Annotated in this window: 24 protein-coding genes; 23 read left to right on the top strand and 1 reads right to left on the bottom strand. The window is 67.5% G+C overall.

Features of this window, described 5'->3' with window-relative positions; genetic code table 11:
• Positions 1–7 precede the first annotated feature (7 nt).
• The 8 genes from selO to IB255_RS16930 all read left to right on the top strand — a co-directional run bounded on the left by selO (position 8) and on the right by IB255_RS16930 (position 8,246).
• Entirely contained in the window at positions 8–1,468 is a 1,461-nt protein-coding gene (gene selO / locus IB255_RS16965) for a protein adenylyltransferase SelO (protein WP_192210590.1), read from the top strand.
• 122 nt (positions 1,469–1,590) lie between these two features.
• Positions 1,591–2,868: a bifunctional O-acetylhomoserine aminocarboxypropyltransferase/cysteine synthase gene (locus IB255_RS16960; RefSeq protein WP_081515457.1), complete on the top strand. Its 1,278-nt coding sequence runs from the start codon at positions 1,591–1,593 to the stop codon at positions 2,866–2,868.
• 398 nt (positions 2,869–3,266) lie between these two features.
• Positions 3,267–5,186: a methyl-accepting chemotaxis protein gene (locus tag IB255_RS16955; RefSeq protein WP_192210589.1), complete on the top strand. Its 1,920-nt coding sequence runs from the start codon at positions 3,267–3,269 to the stop codon at positions 5,184–5,186.
• A 576-nt stretch (positions 5,187–5,762) separates the two neighbouring features.
• Positions 5,763–6,083 (top strand): hypothetical protein, encoded by a 321-nt coding sequence (locus IB255_RS16950; protein WP_192210588.1) that lies wholly within the window; start codon positions 5,763–5,765, stop codon positions 6,081–6,083.
• Positions 6,084–6,176: 93 nt separating this feature from the next.
• Entirely contained in the window at positions 6,177–6,359 is a 183-nt protein-coding gene (locus IB255_RS16945) for a hypothetical protein (protein WP_081515454.1), read from the top strand.
• Between the two features lie 26 nt (positions 6,360–6,385).
• Positions 6,386–6,820 (top strand): thioredoxin TrxC, encoded by a 435-nt coding sequence (trxC, locus tag IB255_RS16940; protein WP_138213961.1) that lies wholly within the window; start codon positions 6,386–6,388, stop codon positions 6,818–6,820.
• Between the two features lie 95 nt (positions 6,821–6,915).
• Complete coding sequence (locus IB255_RS16935; protein ID WP_081515452.1) at positions 6,916–7,359, top strand: YiiD C-terminal domain-containing protein; 444 nt, start codon at positions 6,916–6,918, stop codon at positions 7,357–7,359.
• 77 nt (positions 7,360–7,436) lie between these two features.
• A complete protein-coding gene (locus IB255_RS16930) occupies positions 7,437–8,246 on the top strand; it encodes a universal stress protein (protein ID WP_192210587.1) in 810 nt (269 codons plus the stop codon).
• 4 nt (positions 8,247–8,250) lie between these two features.
• On the opposite strand, the gene IB255_RS16925 is transcribed toward IB255_RS16930, so the two are convergent.
• Entirely contained in the window at positions 8,251–9,018 is a 768-nt protein-coding gene (locus tag IB255_RS16925; RefSeq protein WP_138523465.1) for a ParA family protein, read from the bottom strand.
• A gap of 322 nt (positions 9,019–9,340) precedes the next feature.
• On the opposite strand from IB255_RS16925, the gene IB255_RS16920 reads away from it, so the two are divergent.
• Genes IB255_RS16920 through IB255_RS16850 form a run of 15 tightly spaced genes read left to right on the top strand, consistent with a single transcriptional unit; the run spans position 9,341 to position 23,267 of the window.
• Complete coding sequence (locus IB255_RS16920) at positions 9,341–10,057, top strand: beta-ketoacyl synthase chain length factor (protein WP_192210586.1); 717 nt, start codon at positions 9,341–9,343, stop codon at positions 10,055–10,057.
• Positions 10,033–10,863: a lysophospholipid acyltransferase family protein gene (locus tag IB255_RS16915; protein WP_192210585.1), complete on the top strand. Its 831-nt coding sequence runs from the start codon at positions 10,033–10,035 to the stop codon at positions 10,861–10,863. Before IB255_RS16920 ends, IB255_RS16915 begins: the two co-directional genes overlap by 25 nt.
• On the top strand, positions 10,838–11,098 hold the full coding sequence (locus IB255_RS16910) for a phosphopantetheine-binding protein (protein ID WP_045216036.1): 261 nt from the start codon (positions 10,838–10,840) through the stop codon (positions 11,096–11,098). The genes IB255_RS16915 and IB255_RS16910 overlap by 26 nt, the downstream gene beginning before the upstream one ends.
• A gap of 11 nt (positions 11,099–11,109) precedes the next feature.
• Complete coding sequence (locus IB255_RS16905) at positions 11,110–11,358, top strand: acyl carrier protein (RefSeq protein WP_081515447.1); 249 nt, start codon at positions 11,110–11,112, stop codon at positions 11,356–11,358.
• The gene (locus tag IB255_RS16900; protein WP_081515446.1) at positions 11,355–11,900 is read left to right on the top strand and encodes a hypothetical protein; all 546 of its coding nucleotides are present in this window, start codon (positions 11,355–11,357) and stop codon (positions 11,898–11,900) included. The genes IB255_RS16905 and IB255_RS16900 overlap by 4 nt, the downstream gene beginning before the upstream one ends.
• Entirely contained in the window at positions 11,897–13,588 is a 1,692-nt protein-coding gene (locus IB255_RS16895) for an AMP-binding protein (RefSeq protein ID WP_192210584.1), read from the top strand. Before IB255_RS16900 ends, IB255_RS16895 begins: the two co-directional genes overlap by 4 nt.
• Positions 13,585–14,328 (top strand): glycosyltransferase family 2 protein, encoded by a 744-nt coding sequence (locus tag IB255_RS16890; protein ID WP_151188539.1) that lies wholly within the window; start codon positions 13,585–13,587, stop codon positions 14,326–14,328. Before IB255_RS16895 ends, IB255_RS16890 begins: the two co-directional genes overlap by 4 nt.
• Before the next feature lie 47 nt (positions 14,329–14,375).
• Positions 14,376–15,254 carry a glycosyl transferase gene (locus IB255_RS16885; RefSeq protein ID WP_225594912.1) on the top strand — a complete coding sequence of 293 codons (879 nt, stop codon included), beginning with the start codon at positions 14,376–14,378 and terminating at the stop codon, positions 15,252–15,254.
• Entirely contained in the window at positions 15,238–16,779 is a 1,542-nt protein-coding gene (locus IB255_RS16880) for an HAL/PAL/TAL family ammonia-lyase (protein WP_192210582.1), read from the top strand. Before IB255_RS16885 ends, IB255_RS16880 begins: the two co-directional genes overlap by 17 nt.
• Positions 16,772–17,209: an acyl-CoA thioesterase gene (locus IB255_RS16875; RefSeq protein ID WP_151188542.1), complete on the top strand. Its 438-nt coding sequence runs from the start codon at positions 16,772–16,774 to the stop codon at positions 17,207–17,209. Before IB255_RS16880 ends, IB255_RS16875 begins: the two co-directional genes overlap by 8 nt.
• Positions 17,203–17,796 (top strand): outer membrane lipoprotein carrier protein LolA, encoded by a 594-nt coding sequence (locus tag IB255_RS16870; protein ID WP_151188543.1) that lies wholly within the window; start codon positions 17,203–17,205, stop codon positions 17,794–17,796. The genes IB255_RS16875 and IB255_RS16870 overlap by 7 nt, the downstream gene beginning before the upstream one ends.
• Positions 17,768–20,116, top strand: coding sequence for an MMPL family transporter (locus tag IB255_RS16865; RefSeq protein WP_192210581.1), 2,349 nt, complete (start codon positions 17,768–17,770; stop codon positions 20,114–20,116). Before IB255_RS16870 ends, IB255_RS16865 begins: the two co-directional genes overlap by 29 nt.
• Complete coding sequence (locus IB255_RS16860) at positions 20,110–21,303, top strand: sodium:proton antiporter (protein WP_192210580.1); 1,194 nt, start codon at positions 20,110–20,112, stop codon at positions 21,301–21,303. The genes IB255_RS16865 and IB255_RS16860 overlap by 7 nt, the downstream gene beginning before the upstream one ends.
• Entirely contained in the window at positions 21,290–22,528 is a 1,239-nt protein-coding gene (locus tag IB255_RS16855) for an NAD(P)/FAD-dependent oxidoreductase (RefSeq protein WP_151188545.1), read from the top strand. Before IB255_RS16860 ends, IB255_RS16855 begins: the two co-directional genes overlap by 14 nt.
• Positions 22,529–22,544: 16 nt before the next feature.
• Positions 22,545–23,267 (top strand): class I SAM-dependent methyltransferase, encoded by a 723-nt coding sequence (locus IB255_RS16850; RefSeq protein ID WP_192210579.1) that lies wholly within the window; start codon positions 22,545–22,547, stop codon positions 23,265–23,267.
• The last annotated feature ends 2 nt before the right edge of the window (positions 23,268–23,269 follow it).

Genomic DNA, 23,269 nt, shown 5'->3' with positions numbered 1-23,269 from the left:
GATGCGCGTGAAAAAGCTCGACGAACTGACCTTCGATAACCGCTTCGCCCGCCTGGGCGATGTGTTTTCCACCCAGGTCCTGCCCGATCCCATCGCCGACCCGCGCCTGGTCGTCGCCAGCCCCGCCGCCATGGCCCTGCTCGACCTCGACCCGAGCGAGGCGGCAAGCCCGCTGTTCGCGGAAATCTTCGCCGGGCACAAGCTCTGGGAAGAAGCCGATCCGCGCGCGATGGTCTATTCCGGGCACCAGTTCGGCTCCTACAACCCGCGGCTGGGCGACGGCCGCGGCCTGTTGCTGGGCGAAGTGGTGAACGAGGCCGGCGAGCACTGGGACCTGCACCTCAAGGGCGCCGGACAGACGCCCTACTCGCGCATGGGCGATGGCCGCGCCGTGCTGCGCTCGTCGATCCGCGAATTCCTCGCCAGCGAATACCTCGCCGCCCTGGGCATCCCCAGCAGCCGCGCACTGTGCGTGATCGGCTCCAGCACCACGGTGTGGCGCGAGTCGAAGGAAACCGGTGCCATGCTGCTGCGCCTGGCGCCCAGCCACGTGCGCTTCGGCCACTTCGAATACTTCTACTACACCAAGCAGGAAGACCAGCTGCGCACCCTCGGCGAGTTCGTCCTGCAGTCGTACTACCCACAGTGCCTGGATGACGAAAAGCCCTACCTCGCATTCTTCCGCGAAGTGGTCGAGCGCAACGCCGAGATGATTGCCTACTGGCAGGCGTACGGCTTCTGCCACGGGGTGATGAACACCGACAACATGTCGATCCTCGGCATCACCTTCGACTACGGCCCCTACGCCTTCCTCGACGACTTCGACGCCAACCACATCTGCAACCACTCCGACGACACCGGCCGCTACTCCTTCAGCAACCAGGTGCCCATCACCCACTGGAACCTCGCGGCCCTCGGCCAGGCGCTGACGCCCTTCGTCGAGGTGGACGACCTGCGCGCCACGCTGGACCTGTTCCTGCCGCTCTACCAGGCCAGCTACCTGGACCTGATGCGCCGCCGCCTCGGCCTGACCACGGCCGAAGAGGGCGACCTGGAGCGGGTGCAGCGCCTGCTGCAGACCATGCAGAAGGGCGCCGTGGACTACTCGCTGTTCTTCCGCCGCCTCGGCGATCAGGCACCGGAGCAGGCGCTGGCCGTGGTGCGGGAAGACTTCGTCGACCTCGCCGGTTTCGACGCCTGGGCCGCCGACTATCAGGCCCGCACCGAGCGCGAAGGCGGCAGCCAGGACCAGCGCCGTGCCCGCATGCACGCGGCCAACCCGCTCTACGTGCTGCGCAACTACCTCGCCCAGGAAGCCATCAGCGCCGCCGAGCAAGGTGATTTCAGCGTGGTGCGCCGCCTGCACGAAGTGCTCAGCAAGCCCTTCGAAGAACAGCCCGACGCCGAAGTCTTCACCCGGCGCCCGCCGGACTGGGGCCGTCACCTGGAGATCAGTTGCTCGTCCTGAGGCGGTTATAAGCTCAGCGAAAAGCGATCTAGCGGCGCCCGCCCCGCATTGCTCCCGGTCATTGACCGGGGCCGGGCACCGCTCGCATCCTCGGGGCTTTCTGCCACAAGGACGCTCGAACAATGAAACCGGAAACCCTGGCCATCCACGCCGGCTACAGCCCCGACCCGACCACCAAGGCCGTGGCCGTGCCGATCTACCAGACCAGCTCCTACGCGTTCGACGACACCCAGCACGGTGCCGACCTGTTCGACCTGAAGGTCGCCGGCAACATCTACACGCGCATCATGAACCCCACCAATGCGGTGCTGGAGGAGCGCGTGGCCGCACTGGAAGGCGGCGTCGCCGCTCTGGCCGTGGCTTCCGGCATGGCCGCCATCACCTACGCCATCCAGACCGTCGCCGAAGCCGGCGACAACATCGTCTCGGTGGCCAAGCTCTATGGCGGCACCTACAACCTGTTCGCCCACACCCTGCCGCGCTTCGGCATCCAGACCCGCTTTGCGCCGCACGATGACATCGCCGCCCTCGAAGCACTGATCGACGAACGCACCAAGGCGGTGTTCTGCGAATCCATCGGCAACCCGGCGGGCAACATCGTCGATCTCCAGGCCCTGGCCGATGCCGCACACCGCCATGGCGTGCCGCTGATCGTCGACAACACCGTCGCCACGCCGATCCTCTGCCGCCCGTTCGAGCACGGCGCGGACATCGTCGTGCACTCGCTGACCAAGTACATCGGCGGACACGGCACCAGCATCGGCGGCATCGTCGTCGACTCCGGCAAATTCCCCTGGGCCGAGAACAAGGCGCGCTTCCCGCTGCTCAACACGCCGGATGCGTCCTATCACGGCGTCACCTACACCGAAGCCTTCGGCCCCGCCGCCTTCATCGGCCGCTGCCGCGTGGTGCCACTGCGCAACACCGGCGCCGCGCTCTCGCCGTTCAACGCCTTCCTCATCCTGCAGGGCCTGGAAACCCTCGCCCTGCGCATGGAGCGCCACTGCGAGAACGCGGTGAAAGTCGCGCAGTACCTGCAGGACCACCCGCAAGTCAGCTGGGTGAAATACGCCGGCCTCGCCGACCACCCCGAGCAGGAGCTGGCGCTGCGTTACATGGGCGGCAAACCCGCGTCGATCCTCTCGTTCGGCATCAAGGGCGGGCAGGAAGCGGGCGCACGCTTCATCGACGCACTCCAGCTCGTGGTGCGCCTGGTGAACATCGGCGACGCCAAGTCCCTGGCCTGCCACCCGGCCTCCACCACCCACCGTCAGCTCAACGACGAGGAACTGGAGAAAGCCGGCGTGCCGCGCGACATGGTGCGCCTGTCCATCGGCATCGAGCACATCGACGACATCCTCGCCGACCTGGCCCAGGCGCTGGACGCCGCCAGGGCCTGACGGCCAGCCCCGCACGAGGCGCCAGGCGGTGCCTCGTGCGGGGCCTCATGAATAAGCTGACGCATCACCGTCATATCCAGATGCCATCATCGGGCAGACGATGGCCTCACCATTCCGTACAATGCCGTCGCTGCCTGCACCCCAGGCAACCGCGCGACCGCGCCACCTGATACGCCAGCGAAAAGGGAATTGCGCGGCCGTCCACCGTCTCCCTTCCCCCGTCATCCGCACCCCGACCCGCCTCCCGGCGCCGGCCGGCGGATAACTTTTTTCGCTCGCCACCATCGGGTTCCGTCCCGGCCTGCCGATAGTGCAGGGACGTGGTTCGCCACCCTGGCCCCCAATAACAACAATCTCCGAACGGCCTGACTTCACACAACCTTTCCTGGAGATCGTCAATGAACAGCTGGATTTCCAACCTGAGCGTGAATCTCAAGTTGGCCCTGGGCTTCGGCCTGGTCCTCGCCTTCACCGCCATCCTCGCCATCGTCAGCTGGGTCGGCCTGGGCTCGCTGATCGACCGCAGCAACTGGATGAGCGACATCACCGAGCTGAACTCGCGCCTCACCAAGCTGCGCATCACGCGCCTGCAGTACATGATCGCCGACGGCGCCGAGCAGGAAGCCGCCAACGTCATGAGCACCCTGGCCGACTTCAAGGCGCAGCAGCAGAAACTGCGCGCGTCCTTCGTCAGCCCGGAGAACGTGCGCATGCTCGACCAGCTCGGCGGCATCATCGGTGACTACGAGAAATCCCTGGCCGCCATGCGCGCCGGCTACCAGAGCGCCGGCCTCACCCGCCGCACCCTGCAGGACAACGCTGCCCGCGCCAACGAGCTGACCGCGCAGATCCAGCAGGACATCCTCAAGGCCCCGGCCGACGAAGAGCGCGCCACCCGCTTCCAGGCCATCACCGGCACCCGCGAAGACCTGCTGCAGGCCCGCTACGACGTGCGCGACTACCTCGCCACCGCCCTCACCAGCAACGGTGACGGAGTGACCCGCGGCCTCGACGAAAGCATCGCCGGCCTGCCAGCCCTGGAAAGCGTGCTCGGCGTCGCCGAAGCGCAGTACGTCCAGCAACTCGGCACCGCCCTGCGCACCTACCGCGACGCCGTCGCCACGCTGCGCCAGAACATGGCCGCGATCGTCCAGGCGCGCAAGGAAATGACCGCCCAGGGCCAGGACATCGTCAAGATCAGCGAAAACCTCTACCAACTGCAGCTCGATCGCCGCGACGTCGAAAGCGCCAAGGCCCGCAGCCTGCAAACCCTGGTCACCCTGCTCGCGCTGGTGCTGGGCAGCATCGCCGCGCTGATCATCACCCGCCAGATCACCCGCCCGCTGCACGACACCATGGCGGTGGTCGACCGCATAGCCGCCGGCGACCTGTCGCAGACCATCCAGGTCAGCCGCCGCGACGAACTCGGCCGCCTGCAGCAGAGCATGCAGCGTATGAGCCAGAGCCTGCGCGAGCTGATCGGTGGCATCCGCGATGGCGTCACCCAGATCGCCAGCGCCGCCGAGGAACTCTCCGCCGTCACCGAGCAGACCAGCGCCGGCGCCAACACCCAGAAGGTCGAGACCGACCAGGTCGCCACCGCCATGCACGAGATGTCCGCCACCGTGCAGGAAGTCGCGCGCAACGCCGAGCAGGCCTCCCAGGCCGCCTCCGCCGCCGACCACCAGGCCCAGGACGGCGACCGTGTGGTGAACAAGGCAGTCGAGCAGATCGAGCGCCTGGCCGAGGAAGTCGAACGCTCCGCCGAGGCCATGCAGCGCCTGGAGCAGGAGAGCGAGAAGATCGGCAAGGTCATGGACGTGATCAAGTCGGTGGCCGAGCAGACCAACCTGCTGGCCCTCAACGCCGCCATCGAAGCCGCCCGCGCGGGCGAGGCCGGGCGTGGATTCGCCGTGGTCGCCGACGAAGTGCGCGGCCTGGCCCAGCGCACCCAGCAGTCCACCGAAGAAATCGAAGCCCTGGTTGCCGGCCTGCAGAGCGGCACCCGCCAGGTTTCCAGCGTCATGCTCGGCAGCCGCGAGCTCACCGCCAGCAGCGTCGCCCTGAGCCGCCAGGCCGGCGAATCCCTCGGCGAGATCACCCGCACCGTCTCCAATATCCAGGCGATGAACCAGCAGATCGCCACCGCCGCCGAGGAGCAGAGCGCCGTGGCCGAAGAAATCAGCCGCAGCGTGGTGAATGTGCGCGACGTTTCCGAACAGACCGCCTCGGCCAACGAAGAAGTCGCCGCCTCCAGCGTCGAACTCGCCCGCCTGGGTGGGCAGTTGCAGACGCTGGTCAGCCACTTCCGCGTGTGATGCGCAGGGGCAGGACGCGCTGCCCCACCGGCGAATCATCCGGCCTGCCGGCCGGATCGCGGGCATGGCCCGCTCCTACAACAGCTCCATGCCTCGCTATCCCCTGTAGGGCGCATAACGCCTAAGGCGTTATCCGCCGTCCTGGCGGATAACCCGTCCCGGGTTATTCGCCCTACAGGTGCCAGCGGTCAATCACCGAGAAAAGACAGTTGCTCCTACAGCGCATTGTAGGAGCGAGGGGGACGCCCAGTCCTTGCTCGCGAACCCGCCTGACGTCACTTCAGGCGGGACTACATCGAATTCCCGCTGTCCTACCCCGCCCAAACCCGTCTTTTCGCAAGCTCCTGCCAGACACGGTGGATTCCCCTTCCCGCCGGGTTTTCGCTTGCTTTGACTCCGTAGAATGACGACATCTTCCCGAGCATAAGCGGCACGATGCAGGAATTTTCCTGCATGTTCCACGCGGCGGGAGATTGCGACCCGGAAGTGCCGAACGGCACGGATCAAAAGACGCGAGCCCCCGGTGCGACAACACCGAAGGCCCGCTAACCACAATCAGTTAACAGGCAACTAATCATGGCTAAAACCGATGGTAATGCACCCGCACACCCCGAAAAAGACCGTTTCCTCCCCCTGGGAACCGACTCACAACACCACGCCCATCCCCGCAACGCCACGCTCTACCTGCGCGCCGACGCCCCCGCCGAAGAACTCTACAACGCCGCCGAAGACCGCCTGAGCGCCGTCATCGACCTGCTCGGCATCCTCTCCCTCGCCACCCTCGACGCCCAGCCGCTACGCAACGTCCTGCAAATCAACCGCGCCCTCCTGCTGCTGGCCTCCGATGCCCACTCGCTGTACGAGGCAGACCACCAGCAGCGCGTCAGCCACAGCTAGCCCCTGACGCGCACGGCCCGGCTCTGTGGGAGCGGGCCATGCCCGCGATCCGTCGGCGGCAGCCGACGCAAACCACCGAGGAAGCCAAACCCCATGAAAGGAATCTCCCGAACCAACTGGAAGCACCTGGAAGAACTACCGGACGAAGCCATCGACACCAGCGACATACCCCAACTGCACGAAGACTTTTTCAGCAACGCAGAACGGCGAATACCGTTAGAGCGCACCCCGGAGAGTCCCGAGCAGTTGATAAACACAGTCCCCGCCACCACCTAGCTCCCCATAGCCTGAGGAGCACTTCCATGTCCGATTCCCTGATCATCCCCTGCCCCCACTGCAACGGCCTGAACCGCGTTCCCGCCACGCGGGTGAACGATTCGCCCAGTTGCGGGCGCTGCCAGTCGCCGATCGTGCTGGATACGCCGTTCGACCTCGACGAGGCCGGCTTCGCCGCCCAGGCCAAGGGCGACCTGCCGTTGCTGGTAGACGTGTGGGCCGACTGGTGCGGGCCGTGCAAGGGCTTTGCGCCGGTGTTCGAGCAGGCCGCCGCGCGGCTGTCGGGCAAGGTGCGCCTGGCCAAGCTCGACAGCGATGCCAACCCGAACCTCTCCACGCGCCTGGGGATTCGTTCGATCCCGAGCCTGATCCTGCTGCGCAACGGCCAGGAAGTGGCGCGCCAGAGCGGCGCAATGCCGCTGCCGCAGCTGCTCGACTGGCTGTCGCGCCAGGGCATCTGAGGGCGAGCGTTTCGGTCAATCCACGCGGTCATTGCCAGGCCGCGTGGTGCGGCTAGGCTTGGGGACAAACCCCGCCGGCGAATCGGAGCGCGCCCATGCGTCATAACCTGGAATTCATCCGCCAACTCACCGAAGAGCACATCGCCTTCGTCAAGCGCACCGGCCTCAAGGCCGAGGTGCTGGAACCGGGCCTCGTGCGCCTGCGCATGCCGCTCAAGGACAACGAGAACCACCTGCGCAACATGTACGCCGGCGCATTGTTCACCGTGGCCGAGCTGCCCGGGGGCGTGCTGATGCTGACCAGCTTCGACGCCCGGCGCTTCTATCCCATCGTCAAGGAAGCCGGCCTGCGCTTCCTGCGCCCCGCCGCCAGCGACGTGACGGTCGAGGCACGGCTCAGTGAAGAGGACATCCAGCGTATCGGCGAAGAAGCCACGAACCTCGGCAAGGCCGAATTCGTCCTCGACCTGCAGCTGAAGGACGAAGAAGGCAACGTCGTCGCCGAAAGCCACGCCATCTATCAGCTGCGTAGCCGCTGAATCCGGGCCATTGCCCTGCATCAAGGTGAAATTTCCTACGTGGCGCGACAGTGGAAGCGCCACAGAGGGAGCCCACCATGTACAGGAACCTGCTCGTCGCCCACGACCTCAGCGTCGAGGCGGATATCGCCGTACGCCGCGCCGCCCAGCTGGCCCGCCAGCACGGCGCCAGCGTCACGCTGCTGCACGTCATCGAGGAATTCTTCCCCGACCGCATGATGGCCACGGTGCGCGAAGCCGCCGAGGTGGCGCTGCGTGATGCGGCCCGCGCCAGTGACATCACCGACTACCAGCTGGTGATCCGCCAGGGCCGCGCGGCGAATACGGTCACCCAGGCCGTGCAGGAACTGAACGCCGATCTGCTGGTGATCGGCGCGCACCACCAGCAGTTGCTGGAACGCTTCGACGGCACCACCCTGGAGCGCATCGCCCGGCATTGCCGCACGCCGATCCTGCTGGCCGTGGACGAGTCCGCCAGACCTTACGCGAAGGCCCTTGCCGGTCTGGACCTGTCGCACAGCTCCTGCCAGGCCTGGCGCGCCGGTTACCGGCTGCTCGCGGCCGACGCCGAATTGCTCGCGCTCAACGCCTACCAGCCGGGCAAAAAGGCGGGGCGCGCCGACAGCCACCTGGACACCCAGCGCGAACTGCTGCGCCAGGCGCTGCAGGATGAGCGCACGCAGGTGCCGACCACAGGGCCGCAATTGCTTTGCGCAGTGCAGCAGGGCACACCCCAGCAGGCGCTGGAAACGGCATTACGCGAATGGACACCGGACCTGCTGGTGCTCGGCAGCCGCAGCCGCGGCGCCATCGAGCAGGCCATGTTGGGCAGCTCGACGCGCTATTTCCTGCGCCGGCCGCCCTGCGATGTGCTGATCAGCCAGTAAGCGTTCAGGCTTCCAGCAGGTTGTGCAGCTCGACGAACTGCTGGGTCAGCTTGTGCCGCGGCTCGAGGAAGATCAGCGGGGTGCAGGCCTGGTGCGACTCGCGCATCTTCACCGAGCTCATCAGGTACACCGGCAGCACCGGCAGTTCCTCTTCCACCAGCTCATCCAGCAGTTGCTGCGGCAGGGTCGCGCGCGGCTGGAACTGGTTGACCACGATGCCTTCGACTTCCAGCTCCTCGTTGTGGTCTTCCTTCAGCTCTTCGATCTCCTGCAGCAGTCCGTACAGTGCCTGGCGGGAGAAACTGTCGCAATCGAAGGGGATCAAGCAGCGATCTGCCGCGATCAGAGCGGATACCGTGTAGAAGTTCAGTGCCGGCGGCGTATCCAGGTAAATACGGTCGTAGTCTTCGGACAGCTCGTCCAGCAGTTTGCGCAGCTTGTTGATCTTGTGCTTCTGCTCGAGCTTGGGCTGCAGGTCCGCCAGCTCCGGGCTGGCCGTGACGATGTGCAGGTTGTCGAAGGGCGTCTCGTAGATGTCGACCTTGCCCTTGCGGCTGAAAGGCCCGGACGACAACGTCTGCTTGAAGAAGTCAGCGATGCCCACCGGCAGGTCCTCGCCGGTCAGGCCGGTGAGGTAATGCGTGGAATTGGCCTGGGCATCCAGGTCCACCAGCAAGGTGCGATAGCCCTCCGCTGCGCTCACTGCCGCCAGGTTGCAGGCGATGCTGGACTTGCCGACCCCGCCCTTCTGATTGAACACCACGCGCCGCATGAGCCATCCCTCCAGAACCATTCAAGACCCCGGGATTCTATGCAAAGCCCATGACAAGGGCGAGCATCCTCGCACCGAGGCTCCGCTACCGCTCGGCGGCTGACCGGATTTCATACAGTGGTTCGTCATAAAGTCGGCATTCAATCGAGAATTGCCCTATTTCCTGCGTCAGCCCTTTTGTAAGCAAAGGTTTGCTTGACAGCAGCATGACCGGGATAATACCGGCCCTGCGCCATGGCACGTGTCGACGAAGCTCTTGGTGGATCAAGGAAGACCCATTAGCCGACCGGAATGCCCCGAAGGGCCCACAAGAGCTCGCAGCGTGATTCAATTCAATATCGACCAGTGGAGCGCCTGGGCCCCGGGTCTGTCCACGATTGCCGACTGGCAGAGCTGGGTACGGGAAGAACGTCTTCCTGACAGCGCCGCCCAACCGGATGTCGCCTTTCTCCCCGCCATGCAACGCCGACGCCTCAGCCCCCTGGCGCGGATGGTGTTCAGTGTCGCCTGGCCGCTGGCCGACGGGCGGCCACCGATGCCACTGATCTTCGTTTCCCGCCACGGCGAAACCGGCCGCAGCCTGGAACTGCTGCGCGAGCTGGCCGTCGAACAACCACTGTCGCCGACCCAGTTCAGCCTTTCCGTACACAACGCGGTCATTGGCCTGTGGTCGATCCTGCGGCAGGACTCCAGCGAAATGACGGCGATCGCCGGCGAACGTGACGGCTTCGAGCACGGCCTGCTGGAAGCCGCCGCACTGCTGGCCGAGGGTGCCCCGGAGGTACTGCTGGTGGTGACCGAAGAGCCGCTGCCGGAGCTATATGCCCCCTGGGTCGACGACGTGCCCTTCCCCTACGCCGTGGCCCTGCGCCTGAAGGCTGGCAGCGAATGGTCGCTGGAACTCGCGGAAAACGGCACGGCCCTTGCTCCGCCGTCCCACCCCAATGCCCTGAACCTGGTGCGCGCGCTGATCGAGCGCACCGGCCTGATCCACCACCCCTGGAAGAAGCGTCTATGGACCTGGCAACGCAACCACTGAGCAAGCGCGCCGACGCTTGGCTGTGGCGCCTGTTCGCCACCGGCCTGTGCTTCGCCCTCTTCGGTATCGGCGGCCTGCTGCTGCGGGTGCTGGTCTTCCCGCTGCTGGCGCTGCTGCCCGGCGATGCCCTGCGCCGCCGCACCCGGGCACGTCGGACGGTCAGCCGGCTGTTCTGGCTGTTCGTGCAGATCATGCAGCGCAGCGGCGTTCTCAGCTTTGAAATAGAAGGTGCGGGGGAAGTTGAAGGCATCTCGCGCCTGGGTCGGCCGGGGCAGATGGTGATCGCCAACCATCCCTCGCTGATCGACGTGGTCTTCCTCATCGGCCTGATCCGCGACGCCAACTGCGTGGTCAAGCAGAGCCTGTTCGCCAACCCCTTCACCCGCGGTCCGGTGACGGCGGCGCAATACATCAGCAACAACGGCAGCATGGACATGTTCGATGAGGCCGTGGACGCGTTGCAGCAGGGCCAGACCCTGATCGTCTTCCCCGAGGGCACCCGCACCACGCCGGGCGCGGCTCCGCAATTCCATCGCGGCGCGGCGTCCATAGCCCTGCGCGGCGCCAGCGTCATCACCCCGGTGACCATCACCGTGACCCCGACCACCCTGACCAAGGCCGAGCCCTGGTACAGCATTCCCGCCCGCCGCGTGCATTTCCGGCTGCGCGTCGGCGACGACCTGGACCCGCAGGTCTTTGCCAGCCAGGGCCCCGCCCCGGCAGCCTCGCGCCGGCTCAATGCCTTCCTGCACCAGCATTTCATCAAGGAGCTCGCAAGAGATGAGCGATCTGCAACTGGAGATTAAACAGCTGATCATCGACGCCCTCGGCCTCGAAGATATCGGCCCTGACGACATCGGCGCCGAAGACGCGCTTTTCGGCGACGGCCTCGGCCTGGATTCGGTCGACGCCCTGGAACTGGGCCTGGCCATCCAGAAACGCTACGGCATCAAGATCGACGCCGATGCCAAGGACACCCGCCAGCATTTCGCCAATGTGGCGAGCCTGGCGGCCTTCGTGACCGCCCAGAAAGCCGCCTGAGACCGCCGACCATGCAAACCCGTGAGGACATTTTCAACACCCTGCGCGACGCCCTGGTCGAGCTGTTCGAACTGGAGCCGGAGCAGATCAGCCTCGACGCCAACCTGTACCAGGACCTGGAGATCGACAGCATCGACGCCGTCGACCTGATCGACCACCTCAAGCGCCAGACCGGCAAGAAGATCGCCGCCGAGGAATTCAAGTCGGTGCGTACCGTCGGCGACGTGGTCGAAGCGGTCTATCGCCTGGCCAACCCATGACACGCCTGGTCGGGCTCGGCCTGCTGCTGGCCGGACTGCTCTACCCGTTCGCGATCTACTTCGGCATCGATCACCTGTCGCCGAAATTCTTCGCGCTGCTGCTGGGCGGGTTGTGGTTCGCCCGCAGCCTGGGCAGCGGGCAACGCCCCGGGCAACGCTGGATGGCGCTGGCGGCCGTGGCCTTCTGCATGCTGCTGTGGTTCCTCAACGAGCCGCACCTGCTGCGCTGGTACCCGGTGCTGATCAGCGCAGGCCTGCTGAGCCTGTTCGCCCTCAGCCTGAAATTCGGTCCGCCGCTGGTCGAGCGCCTGGCGCGCCTGCGCGAGCCGGAGCTGCCGCCCCACGCGGTGCGCTACACCCGCCGGGTGACCCAGGCCTGGGTGCTGTTCTTCCTGGGCAACGGCCTGATTGCCGCGGCCCTCACACTGTGGGCTCCGCTGGCCTGGTGGACGCTGTACAACGGCCTGATTTCCTACCTGCTGATGGGCGTGCTGTTCGCCGTCGAGTGGCTGGTACGGCAGCGGGTCAGAGGTCAAGGATGAAATCGATTTCCCTCGCCCGGCTGCTGCTGGAGCTGCCCGCCGCGCGCCCATTGGCGCTGGAGCCGACGCTGCTCGCCAGCGACTTCCTGCAGCGCGTCTGCGCAGCCGCCGGCGCCCTGCGCCAGCGCAATGCCCGGCGCGTGGCGATCCACCTGGAAGACGCCGCCGAACTGGCAATTGCCCTCTACGCGGCGTGGCTGGCCGGTGCCGAAGCGGTGCTGCCGGCCGACAACCTCGCCCACAGCCGCGAGCGACTGGCCTCGCGGATCGACGCCTGGATCGGCGATCAGCCCGGTGACCTGCTGCTGGCCGAGCTGAACGGCCCGGCACTGCCTCCGGCCCCTCTTGCACCTGAAGAACTGGACCTCGACGCCTGCCGCCTGGTGCTCAGCACCTCCGGCTCCACCGGCGAGCCCAAGCTGATCGGCAAGTCCCTGCGCCAGCTGAGCAACGAAGTGCAGGTGCTGGAAGCCCTCTGGGGCGAACAACTGGGCGATGCGCGCATCCTCGGCAGCGTCGCCGCGCAGCACATCTACGGCCTGCTGTTCCGCGTGCTCTGGCCGCTGTCCGCCGGCCGCGCCTTCCTGCGCCGGCAGATCGCCTTCCCCGAAGACCTGCAACGCCTGAGCCTCGACCAGCCACGCTTCGCCTGGGTCGGCAGCCCGGCGCTGCTCAAGCGCATGGGCGACAACCTCGACTGGTCGGCGCTGCGCCCGGTGGTGCGGGTGTTCTCCTCCGGCGGCCCGCTGCCGGCCGAAGCCGGCGAGCAGTTGCACGAACGCCTCGGCCAGGCGCCCACGGAAATCTACGGCAGCTCCGAGACCGGCGGCATCGCCTGGCGCCAGGGCGGTCAGCTGTGGCAGCCGTTCGATGGCGTAACCCTGAGCCAGGACGACCACGGCGCGCTGCGCATCGAATCGACCTACCTGCCACCGGGTGCAACCGAACAGACCGCCGACGCCGCGCGACTCTGCGCCGACGGCCGCTTCGAGCTGCTCGGCCGGCTCGACCGCATCGTCAAGCTGGAAGAAAAACGCATCTCCCTGCCGCAACTGGAAGCGGCGCTGATGAAGCATCCCTTCGTCAGCGAAGCGCGCCTGGGCGTGGTGCAGGAGAACCGCGCCAGCCTCGGCGCACTGGTCGCCCTGAGCGACGCCGGCCTGCATGAGCTGCGCAACGGCGGCCGCCGCGCGCTGACCCAGCGCCTGCGCGAACACCTCGCCGACCACTGCGAAGCCCTCGCCCTGCCGCGCCGCTGGCGCCTGCTGCGACGCCTGCCGGGCAATGCCCAGGGCAAGCTGCCGCAAAGCCTGGTGGACGAACTGCTGCACGCGCCGCGCAGCCGCGATCCCGACGTACTGACGCACAACGCGGTGGACGGCGAACAGCACTTCCAGCTGGAAATCCCCCTGGACCTCGCCTACTTCCCCGGCCACTTCCCCAAGGCTCCCGTGCTGCCGGGCGTGGTGCAGGTGCAATGGGCGCAGCAACTGGGCCGCCAGGTCTTCGACCTGCCGCCACGCTTCGGCGGCATGGAAGTGCTGAAGTTCCAGCAACTGCTGCGGCCGGGCGATCTCTGCCAGCTGGCCCTGCGCTGGGACGCCGAGCGCGGCAAGCTGTACTTCGCCTTCACCCGTGGCGAGGCCGCCTGCTCCTCCGGGCGCATCCTGCTGGGGGCGGACGAATGAGCACCAAACCGTGTGCCGTGATTCCGGTGTACAACCACGAGCACGCGCTGCCCCAGGTGGTCGCCGAACTGCTCGCCGCCGGCCTGCCCTGCGTGCTGGTCGACGACGCCTCCAGCCGCGAGTGCGCGGCGGTGATGGACCAGCTCGCCGCAGGCCGCGACACGTACCTGGTGCGCCTGCCGGTGAACCAGGGCAAGGGCGGCGCGGTGATGGCCGGCCTGCGCGAAGCCGCGCGCCTGGGCTTCACCCACGCGCTGCAGGTGGACGCCGACGGCCAGCACGACCTGGGCGACGTGCAGCGCTTCCTCGGCACCTCCCGCGAGCATCCCGAGGCGCTGGTCTGCGGCTATCCGCAGTACGACGAAAGCGTGCCAAAGGGTCGCCTCTACGCGCGCTACCTGACCCACGTCTGGGTGTGGATCAACAGCCTGTCGCTGTCGATCCGCGACGGCATGTGCGGCTTCCGGGTCTACCCGCTGGCATCCACGCTCAAGCTGATCGACAGCACCACGCTGGGCAAGCGCATGGATTTCGACCCGGAAATCCTCGTCCGTCTGGCCTGGCGCAACCAGCCGATGCAGTGGCTGCCGACGAAGGTGCATTATCCGCTGGACGGCCTCTCGCACTTCCGCCTGTTCCACGACAACGCACTGATCTCCTCCATGCACGCGCGGCTGTTCTTCGGCATGCTCTGGCGCTCGCCGGCCATCCTCTGGCGCCGCCTGCGGAGCGCCGCGTGAGCGCGCAGCACTGGGCGCAACAGCGCGAGCGCGGCAGCCTGCTGCTGATGCGCTTCACCGCCTGGGCGGCGCGTACCCTCGGCCGCCGCCTGCTGTCGCCGCTGCTGCACCTGATCGTGCTGTACTTCTTCCTCTTCGGCTCCCGTGCGCGCGGCGCCATCCGCGAGTATCAGCAGCGCCTGGCGCAGCACAGCGGCAACGCCTCGCTGAGCCCGACCACCGGCCGCGTGTTCGGCCAGTTCATGGCCTTCGCCGACGCCATCCTCGACAAGCTCGATGTCTGGGCCGGCCGCCTGGACCTCGCCAGCATCGAACTCAATGACCCGCACAACCTGCGCGCGCAGTTGCGCAGCGGCCGTGGCCAGTTGCTGGTGGGCGCGCACCTGGGCAACCTCGAAGTCTGCCGCGCGCTGGCGGAACTGGGCGAGAAGGTGCGCATGAACGTGCTGGTGCACACCCGCCACGCCGAGCAGTTCAACAAGCTGCTGGGCGAGTCCGGCGCCAGCCACCTGCGGCTGATCCAGGTGAGCGAACTGGACCCGGCGATCATGCTGCAGTTGTCCCAGCGCCTGGACGCCGGCGAATGGCTGGCGATTGCCGGCGACCGCATTCCGCTGCACGGCGGGCGCAACGTCGAGGTCGATTTCCTCGGCGCCCCGGCCGCACTCCCGCAGGGCCCCTGGCTGCTCGCCGGGCTGCTGCAGTGCCCGGCCAACCTGATGTTCTGCCTGAAGGAAAAGGGCCGCTACCGCGTGCACCTGGAGCCCTTCGCCGAGCGCATCCAGTGGCGCCGCAGCGACCGCGCGGAGGTCCTGAAACACTGGACCCAGCGCTACGCCCAGCGCCTGGAACACTACTGCCTGCGCGCACCGCAGCAGTGGTTCAACTTCTACCCGTTCTGGAAAGCCCATGACGACAACCACTGAAACGCCGGTTTTCGGCCAAGGCCACCTGAGCATCGAACAGATCGTCGCCCTCGCCGAGCGCCGCGTCGAAAGCCGCCTGGACGACGACGCCGAGTTCCGCGCACGGATCGCCCGCGGCGCGCAGTTCCTCGACACCCTGCTGGACAAGGAAGGCGTGATCTACGGCGTCACCACCGGCTACGGCGATTCCTGCGTGGTGGCTGTGCCGCTGGAGCACGTCGAGGCACTGCCGCAGCACCTGTACACCTTCCACGGCTGCGGCCTGGGCAAGCTGCTGGAACCGGCCGCCGTGCGCGCCGTGCTCGCCGCGCGCCTGCGCTCGCTGAGCCACGGGGTTTCCGGCGTACGCCTGGAACTGCTGGAGCGCCTGCATGCCTTCCTCGCCCTGGACATCCTGCCGCTGATCCCGGAAGAGGGTTCGGTGGGCGCCAGCGGTGATCTCACGCCACTGTCCTATGTCGCCGCCACCCTCGCCGGCGAGCGTGAAGTACTGTGGTGCGGCGAGCGCCGCAGCGCCGCCGACGTCCATGCCGAGCTGGGCTGGCAGCCGCTAGTGCTGCGGCCCAAGGAAGCGCTGGCGCTGATGAACGGCACGGCGGTGATGACCGGCCTGGCCTGCCTCGCCTATTCGCGCGCGGACTACCTGCTCAAGCTGGCCACGCGCATCACCGCGCTGAACGTCATCGCCCTGCAGGGCAACCCGGAGCACTTCGACGAGCGCCTGTTCGCCGCCAAGCCGCATCCGGGGCAGATGCAGGTCGCCGCGTGGATTCGCCAGGACCTCGCCATCGACGCACCGACGCCGCCGCTGCACCGCCTGCAGGACCGCTACTCGCTGCGCTGCGCCCCCCACGTGCTGGGCGTGCTGGCCGACAGCCTGGGCCTGCTGCGGCAGTTCATCGAGATCGAACTGAACAGCGCCAACGACAACCCGATCATCGACGCCGAGGACGAGCGCGTGCTCCACGGCGGGCACTTCTACGGCGGGCACATCGCCTTCGCCATGGACAGCCTGAAGAACCTCGTGGCCAACGTCGCCGACCTGCTCGACCGGCAGCTCGCGCTGCTGGTGGACACCCGCTACAACCATGGCCTGCCGAGCAACCTCTCGGGCGCGCCGGCCGACCGCGCGATGATCAACCACGGCTTCAAGGCCGTGCAGATCGGCGCCAGCGCCTGGACCGCCGAGGCGCTGAAGAACACCCTGCCGGCCAGCGTGTTCTCGCGCTCCACCGAGTGCCACAACCAGGACAAGGTGAGCATGGGCACCATCGCCGCGCGCGATGCCCTGCGTACCCTGGAGCTGACCGAACAGGTCGCCGCCGCCACCCTGCTGGCCGCGCAACAGGGCGTCTGGCTGCGCTGCGGCGAAGCTGGTGCGCGCCCGCTGCCGGCGCCGCTGGGCGGCATGCACGAACAGCTCGGCCAGGACTTCCCGCCGCTGATCGAGGACCGCGCCCTGGAAGGCGAACTGCGCCTGTGCCTGGAGCGCATCCGCGCGCGCCACTGGGGGCTCTATGCGTAAGGCCGGCGTGCTGCAGGCCGAGGTGGAAATCCTCGTGCCGTTCTTTGACGTCGACATGATGGAAGTGGTCTGGCACGGCCACTACGTCAAGTACCTGGAAGTCGCGCGCTGCGCTCTGCTCGACAGGCTCGACCACAACTACTCGCAGATGCGCGAGGCGGGCTACGCCTGGCCGGTGATCGACCTGCAGCTGCGCTACGTACGCGGCGCGCGTTTCGGCCAGCGCATCAGCGTGCGCGCCGACCTGGTGGAGTGGGAGAACCGCCTGAAGATCAACTACCTGATCAGCGACGCCGAGACCGGCGAGCGCCTGACCCGCGCCAGCAGCACCCAGGTGGCGGTGGAGATCGCCAGCCGCGAGATGCAGATGGTTTCGCCCGCCGTGTTCATCGACGCCGTGCAGCGCGCACTGGAGGCCGAAGCATGCTGAAGCGCGCCCTGCTCGTCTGCGGCCTTCTGCTCGCTCCGCTGGCCCACGCCTTCGACCTGCCGCAACTGGCCGCGCAGCTCGGCAAACCGGCGGTGGTACGCGGCGAGTTCGTCCAGGAGAAGCACCTGCGTTCGCTGCCGCAGCCGCTGGTGAGCAAGGGCCACTTCATCCTCGCCAAGCAGCACGGCCTCCTCTGGCTGCTGCAGACGCCGCTGAAGCAGGACTACCGCATCGACGACCAGGGCATCGCCCGGCGCGACGCCAGTGGCTGGCAGCAACTGCCGCAACGCAGCGCCAGCGCGCAACAGAACCGCCTGTTCCTCGCCGTACTGGAAGGCGACAGCAGCGGCCTGCAGCGCGACTTCGACCTCGCCCTGAGCGGCGAAGCGAACGACTGGACACTCACCCTGACGCCGCGTGCCGTGCTGCTCAAGCAGATCTTCGACAGCATCGAGATTGCCGGCGGCGAACTGGTGCAGCGCATCGAGCTGCACGAAGCCCAGGGCGACCGCACCGTGCTGCGCATGACCAGCAGCCAGCCCGGCGACAGCCTGACCGATGCGGAGCGCAGTGACTTTGCCCGCTGAGCGGCCGCAGTGGCTGCCACGCCTGGTGATCGCCGGGCTGTTGGCGCTGCTCGCCCTCGCCGCCTGGCAATGGCGCGGTGCCGCGCCGCTGAGCACCGACCTGCTGGAACTGGTGCCCGGCAGCAGCCGTGATGCCCTGCAGAAGCAGGCCGAGCAGCGCATGCAGGAGCCGCTCAACCGCGAACTGCTGGTGCTGGTCGGCTACCCCGAGCGCGACACCGCCATCGCCCACGCCCGCGAGCTGGCCGAGCGCTGGCAAGCCAGCGGCCTCTACGAGAAGGTGCAGTGGGGCGTACAGGCCGACCTGCCGGCACTGCGCGAACAACTGCGCGCCGGCCGCCTCGCGCTGCTCAATGCCGATGACCGCCGCCAGCTCTCCGATGACCCCGCCGCCTTCATCCAGCAGCGCGTCGAACAACTCTTCGATCCCTTCTCCGGCTTCGGCCTGCTGCCCAATGACCAGGACTGGTTCGGCCTGGCCTTGCGCATCCAGCACCACCAGCCGCTGACGGCGAAGGTGCAGCTGGACATCGGCAGCGGCGCGCTGCTCGCCGAAGACAACGGGCGCAACTGGGTGCTGCTGCGCGCACGCACCCGCGCCGACGCCTTCGACATGAACCTGCCGCGCGCCGTGGCCGCGCAGATCGCCGAGGCGCGCCAGCAACTGGCGGCCGACGGCGGGCAGATCGTCGCCGCCAGCGGCCTGCTGTATGCGGCCGACGGCCAGCGCCAGGCCAGCCGCGAAATGACCTGGGTTGGCGGCGGCGCCGCGCTGGGCACCCTGCTCCTGTTGCTGCTCGCCTTCCGCCGCGGACGCGCATTGCTGGCCTTCCTGCCGGTGCTGGTCGGCGTGCTGGCCGGCGCCACCGCGTGCATCGCGCTGTTCGGCAAGATCAACCTGCTCACCCTGATGCTGGGTGCCAGCCTGATCGGCGTGGCCTCGGATTACCCGCTGCACTATCTGTCGAAAGCCTGGACTGTCGCTCCTTGGCAGCCCTGGCATGCTTTGAAGCTGAGCCAGCGCGGGCTGTTTCTCAGCCTCGCCACCAACCTAATCGGCTACCTCGCCCTGGCCTGCACGCCCTTTCCGGCGCTGACCCAGGTGGCGACCTTCTCGGTGGCCGGTCTGCTCGCCGCCTACCTGTGCGTGATCGGCCTGCTGCCGCTGCTACTGCGTGGCAACGCCATCGCCCCGCAGCCCCTGCTGCTCTCGCTGGGCGAGCGCCTGATCGGCCTGCGCCAGGCCCTGCTCCAGCGCACCGGCAGTTGGCCGCTGCTCGCGGTGGTTGTGCTGTTCTGCGCCGGCGGGCTGTGGCAACTGCAGGTAAAGAACGACCTGCGCCAGTGGCTGGGCGCCAAGCCGCAATTGCTCAGCGAGGCCCAGGCCGCCGCGCGCATCACCGGCTACCAGCCCACCAGCCAGTTCTTCCTGGTCCGCGCCAGCGATGAAACCCAGCTGCTGCAACGCCAGGCCGAACTGGCTGCGCGACTGGACAAGCTGATCGCCTCCGGCCAGCTCAAGGGCTACCTCGCGCTCAACCAGTTGCTTGCCACCGCGCAGCAACAACAGCAGGCCCGCGAAGCGCTGCGCCAGTTGCCGCAACACTGGCAGGCACTGATCGACCTGGGCATTGCGCAGGCCGCGCTGCAAGCCGAGCTGGATCAGCTGGAACAGCTTCCGCCACAGTCCCTGGACCAGGCCCTGAAGGGTCCGCTCGGCGAGCCGTGGCGGCCGCTATGGCTGGGCACGGTGGACGGCGGCGTGGCCGGGCTGGTGAGCCTGCAGGGGCTGTCCGACGCCGGCGTGCTGGCCGAACAGGCCAAGGGGCTGGAGGGCGTGCAGCTGGTGGATCGCCTCGGCGAGCTGAACCGCCTGTTCGCCGCCACCCAGGTCAGCGCCACCGAACTCAAGCTGCTCTCCTGCGTGCTGATCTTCGCCCTGCTGCTCAAACCCTTCGGGCCGCGCGGCGCCCTGCGCATCGTCCTGCTGCCGCTGCTGGCAGCGCTGTGCAGCCTCGCCAGCCTCGGCTGGCTGGGCCAGCCGCTGACGCTGTTCAGCCTGTTCGGCCTGCTGCTGGTCACCGCCATCGGCGTGGATTACACCATCCTCATGCGCGAACGCGTGGGCGGCGCGGCGGTGAGCCTGGTCGGCGTGCTGCTGGCGGCCATCACCACCTGGCTGTCGTTCGGCCTGCTGGCGCTGTCGGCCACGCCGGTGATCAGCAACTTCGGCCTGGCCGTGGGCCTGGGCCTGGGGTTCTGCTTCCTGTTCTGCCCCTGGGCACAAGCAAGCCCCCGAGAAGGAGCTCCGGCATGCTGACGATCCTCTTCTGGCTGGCCATGCCGCCGCTGTTCGCCGTCGCGGTTATCGGCGGGCGGCGCCTGCGCCTGCTGCCCATCGTCAGCCAGTTGCTGGTGGCCGGCCTGCTGCTGCCGCTGCTGTTCATCGTCCTCCAGGGTCAGGGCTTCGAGGTGCGCTCGCTGGTTACCGCGCCCTGGCTCAAGCCACTCTACGACATCGGCTTCGCGCTGCTGCTGGGGCACATCCTCAGCGACGTGATCGACCTCGACGTCAGCCGCCAGAGCCTGAAGATCGCCCTGCCCAGCTTCGCCGTACCACTGGCCTGTGGCATGGCGAGCGCCTGGTGGCTGTTGGGCGTACGCGAGGGCATGAGCGTGCTGGGCATCGGCCTGCTGTTCTCGATCACCGCGATCCCGGTGCTCTACCTGTTCCTGCGCAACATCGATTACCCCGAGGACGCCACCCGCCGCCTGATGCACGCGGCGGTGCTGATGGACCTGTGGTGCTGGAGCCTGTTCGGCCTGGCCCAGGGCAGCAGCGATCCGTCCCAACTGGTGTGGCCACTGCTGGCCGGCGCGGGGCCGCTGTTGCTAAGGCTGATCGGCATGCGCCAGCACCTGGTCTACAGCCTGCCCTTCTTCGGCCTGATGATCGCCTGCCAGCACTGGCACCTGAACGCCCTGGTGTTCGCCATCACCTGGCTGATGGCCCAGGCCGCGGTGCGCCAACCGTTCCGCCTGCCGGTGTCGCCGCGGGCGGCGCAGGCGCTGCAGAACTATCTGCTGGTACCGCTGGTGCTGGCCTTCGGCATCCTCCAGATCGATTTCCACCACGCCCTCGCCGGCTACTCCTGGCTCTACCTCGGCGCGCTGCTGGCGCTGCCGGTACTCAGCAAGCTGGCCGGCAGCTGGCTCGGCCTGCGCTGGGCGCTGCCGCGCGCGAGCCTGGGTGAGTTGTGGAAGGAAAGCCTGCTGCTGAACATCCGCGGGCTGACCGAAATCGTTTTCCTCAACCTGTTGTTCCAGCAGGGCCATATCGACTCGCTGCTGTATTTCAGCCTGCTGCTGATGAGCCTGTTCGCCACCCTGCTGCCCGCCCTCTGCGGCGTGCGCCGCCCGCGCGCCGCCACCGCTACCCCGCCTGATTCCCTGTCTTTGTCCCAGGATCAGGCACCGGCAAGGAGCCCCTCAGATGTCCGCCCCTGAACTGCAACAACGCACCGTCGTCGTCATCGGCGCCGGCCCGTCCGGCGCCATCGCCGCCGCCCTGCTCAAGCGCAAGGGCCACGACGTGCTGGTGCTGGAACGCCAGCGCTTCCCGCGCTTCTCCATCGGCGAGAGCCTGCTGTCGCACTGCCTGGACTTCGTCGAGGAAGCGGGGATGCTCGACGCCGTGCTCGCTGCCGGCTTCCAGGTGAAGCACGGCGCCGCCTTCGGCTGGGGCGAGCGCTACACCGCGTTCGACTTCCGCGACAAGTTCACGCAAGGCAAGGGGTCGACCTTCCAGGTCCAGCGCGCGCGCTTCGACCAATTGCTGGCCGACCAGGCCGAGCTGCAGGGCGTGGAAATTCGCTACGAAGAAGAAATCATCGCTGCCGATTTCGCCGGCGACTGCCCGCGCCTGCGGGTGCGTCGCCTGGACGGCAGCGAGTACGAAGTGGAGTGCGCCTTCGTCCTCGACGCCAGTGGCTACGGCCGTGTGCTGCCGCGCCTGCTGGACCTTGAGGCGCCGTCCGGCTTCCCGGTGCGCCGCGCCGTGTTCACGCATATCGAGGACCGGATCGACGCGCCGGAATTCGACCGCGAGAAGATCCTCATCAGCATCCACCCGCAAGAGCGCGGCATCTGGTACTGGACCATCCCCTTCAGCGATGGCCGCACCTCGGTCGGCGTGGTTGCCGAGGACCGTCACTTCGAAGGCAAGCTGGATGACCTGGACGCCTGCCTGAAGGGCTTCTTCGACGCTGCGCCGAACCTGCGCCCGCTGCTGGAGAATGCCGTGTGGGACACCCCCGCGCGCACCCTCGGCGGCTACTCGGCGAACGTCAAGCGCCTGGCCGGGCCAGGCTTCGCCCTGCTCGGCAATGCAGCGGAATTCCTCGACCCGGTATTCTCCTCCGGCGTCACCATCGCCATGCGCTCCTCCAGCATGGCGGCCAACCTGCTCGACCGTCAGCTCAAGGGCGAGACCGTGGACTGGGAAGGCGATTTCGCCCAGCCACTCAAGCGCGGCGTGGACACCTTCCGCGCCTACGTCGAGGGCTGGTACGACGGCAGCTTCCAGGACGTGATCTTCTACGAGAAGGCCACCCCGGAAATCCGCCGGATGATCTGCTCCATTCTCGCCGGCTACGCCTGGGATACTCGCAATCCCTTCGTCGCCGAACCGCAGCGTCGCCTGCGGGTGCTCTCCGAAATCTGTGCAAGCTGAAAGGACAAGGACTGTCATGACCCGCCCCGCCTCCACCTACGTCGAAGAAACCCGTTTCGGTTTCTGGTTCCTGCAGAGCCACACCTGGCAACACCACGTGCTGCGCGTGGCGATCAATGACCTCAAGCGCCTGGTCAGCTGGGACATCCCGGCAAACCCGGTGCTGCTGGACGCCGGCTGCGGCCAGGGCCGCTCGTTCCGCCTGCTGAGCGAGGCCTTCAAACCCGGCCGCATGATCGGTCTCGACGCCGACCCGCACAGTCTCGACTGCTCGGCCGTGGAAGCGGCGCGGGAGAACATCGAGGTGGAGCTGAACTGCGCCGACTGCGCCGACCTGATGCTGCCTTCGGCCAGCGTCGATATCCTGTTCTGCCACCAGACCTTCCACCACCTGGTGGAGCAGGAGCAGGCGCTGCAGGAGTTCTGGCGGGTGCTCAAGCCGGGCGGCCTGCTGCTGTTCGCCGAGTCCACCGAGGCGTACATCGATACCTGGGTGATCCGCTGGTTCTTCCGCCACCCGATGCATGTGCAGAAGAGCGCCGCGCAGTACCTGCAGATGCTCCGCGAGCAGGGCTTCGAATTCAGCGAGAAGAACGTTTCCTACCCCTACCTGTGGTGGAGCCGCGCCAAGGACTTCGGCCTGCTGGAACGCTGGGGCCTGCGCAAGCCGAAACCGTTCGGCCAGCGCGAGGAGACCCTGGTCAACGCCGTGGTGCGCAAACCCCTGGAGAGCCGCTGAGT

The organism is Pseudomonas sp. PDM22, from assembly GCF_014851965.1.
Lineage (GTDB): Bacteria > Pseudomonadota > Gammaproteobacteria > Pseudomonadales > Pseudomonadaceae > Pseudomonas.
The sequence above is the reverse complement of the archived record's forward strand: the minus strand, read 5'-3'. Positions and strand labels throughout refer to the sequence as shown.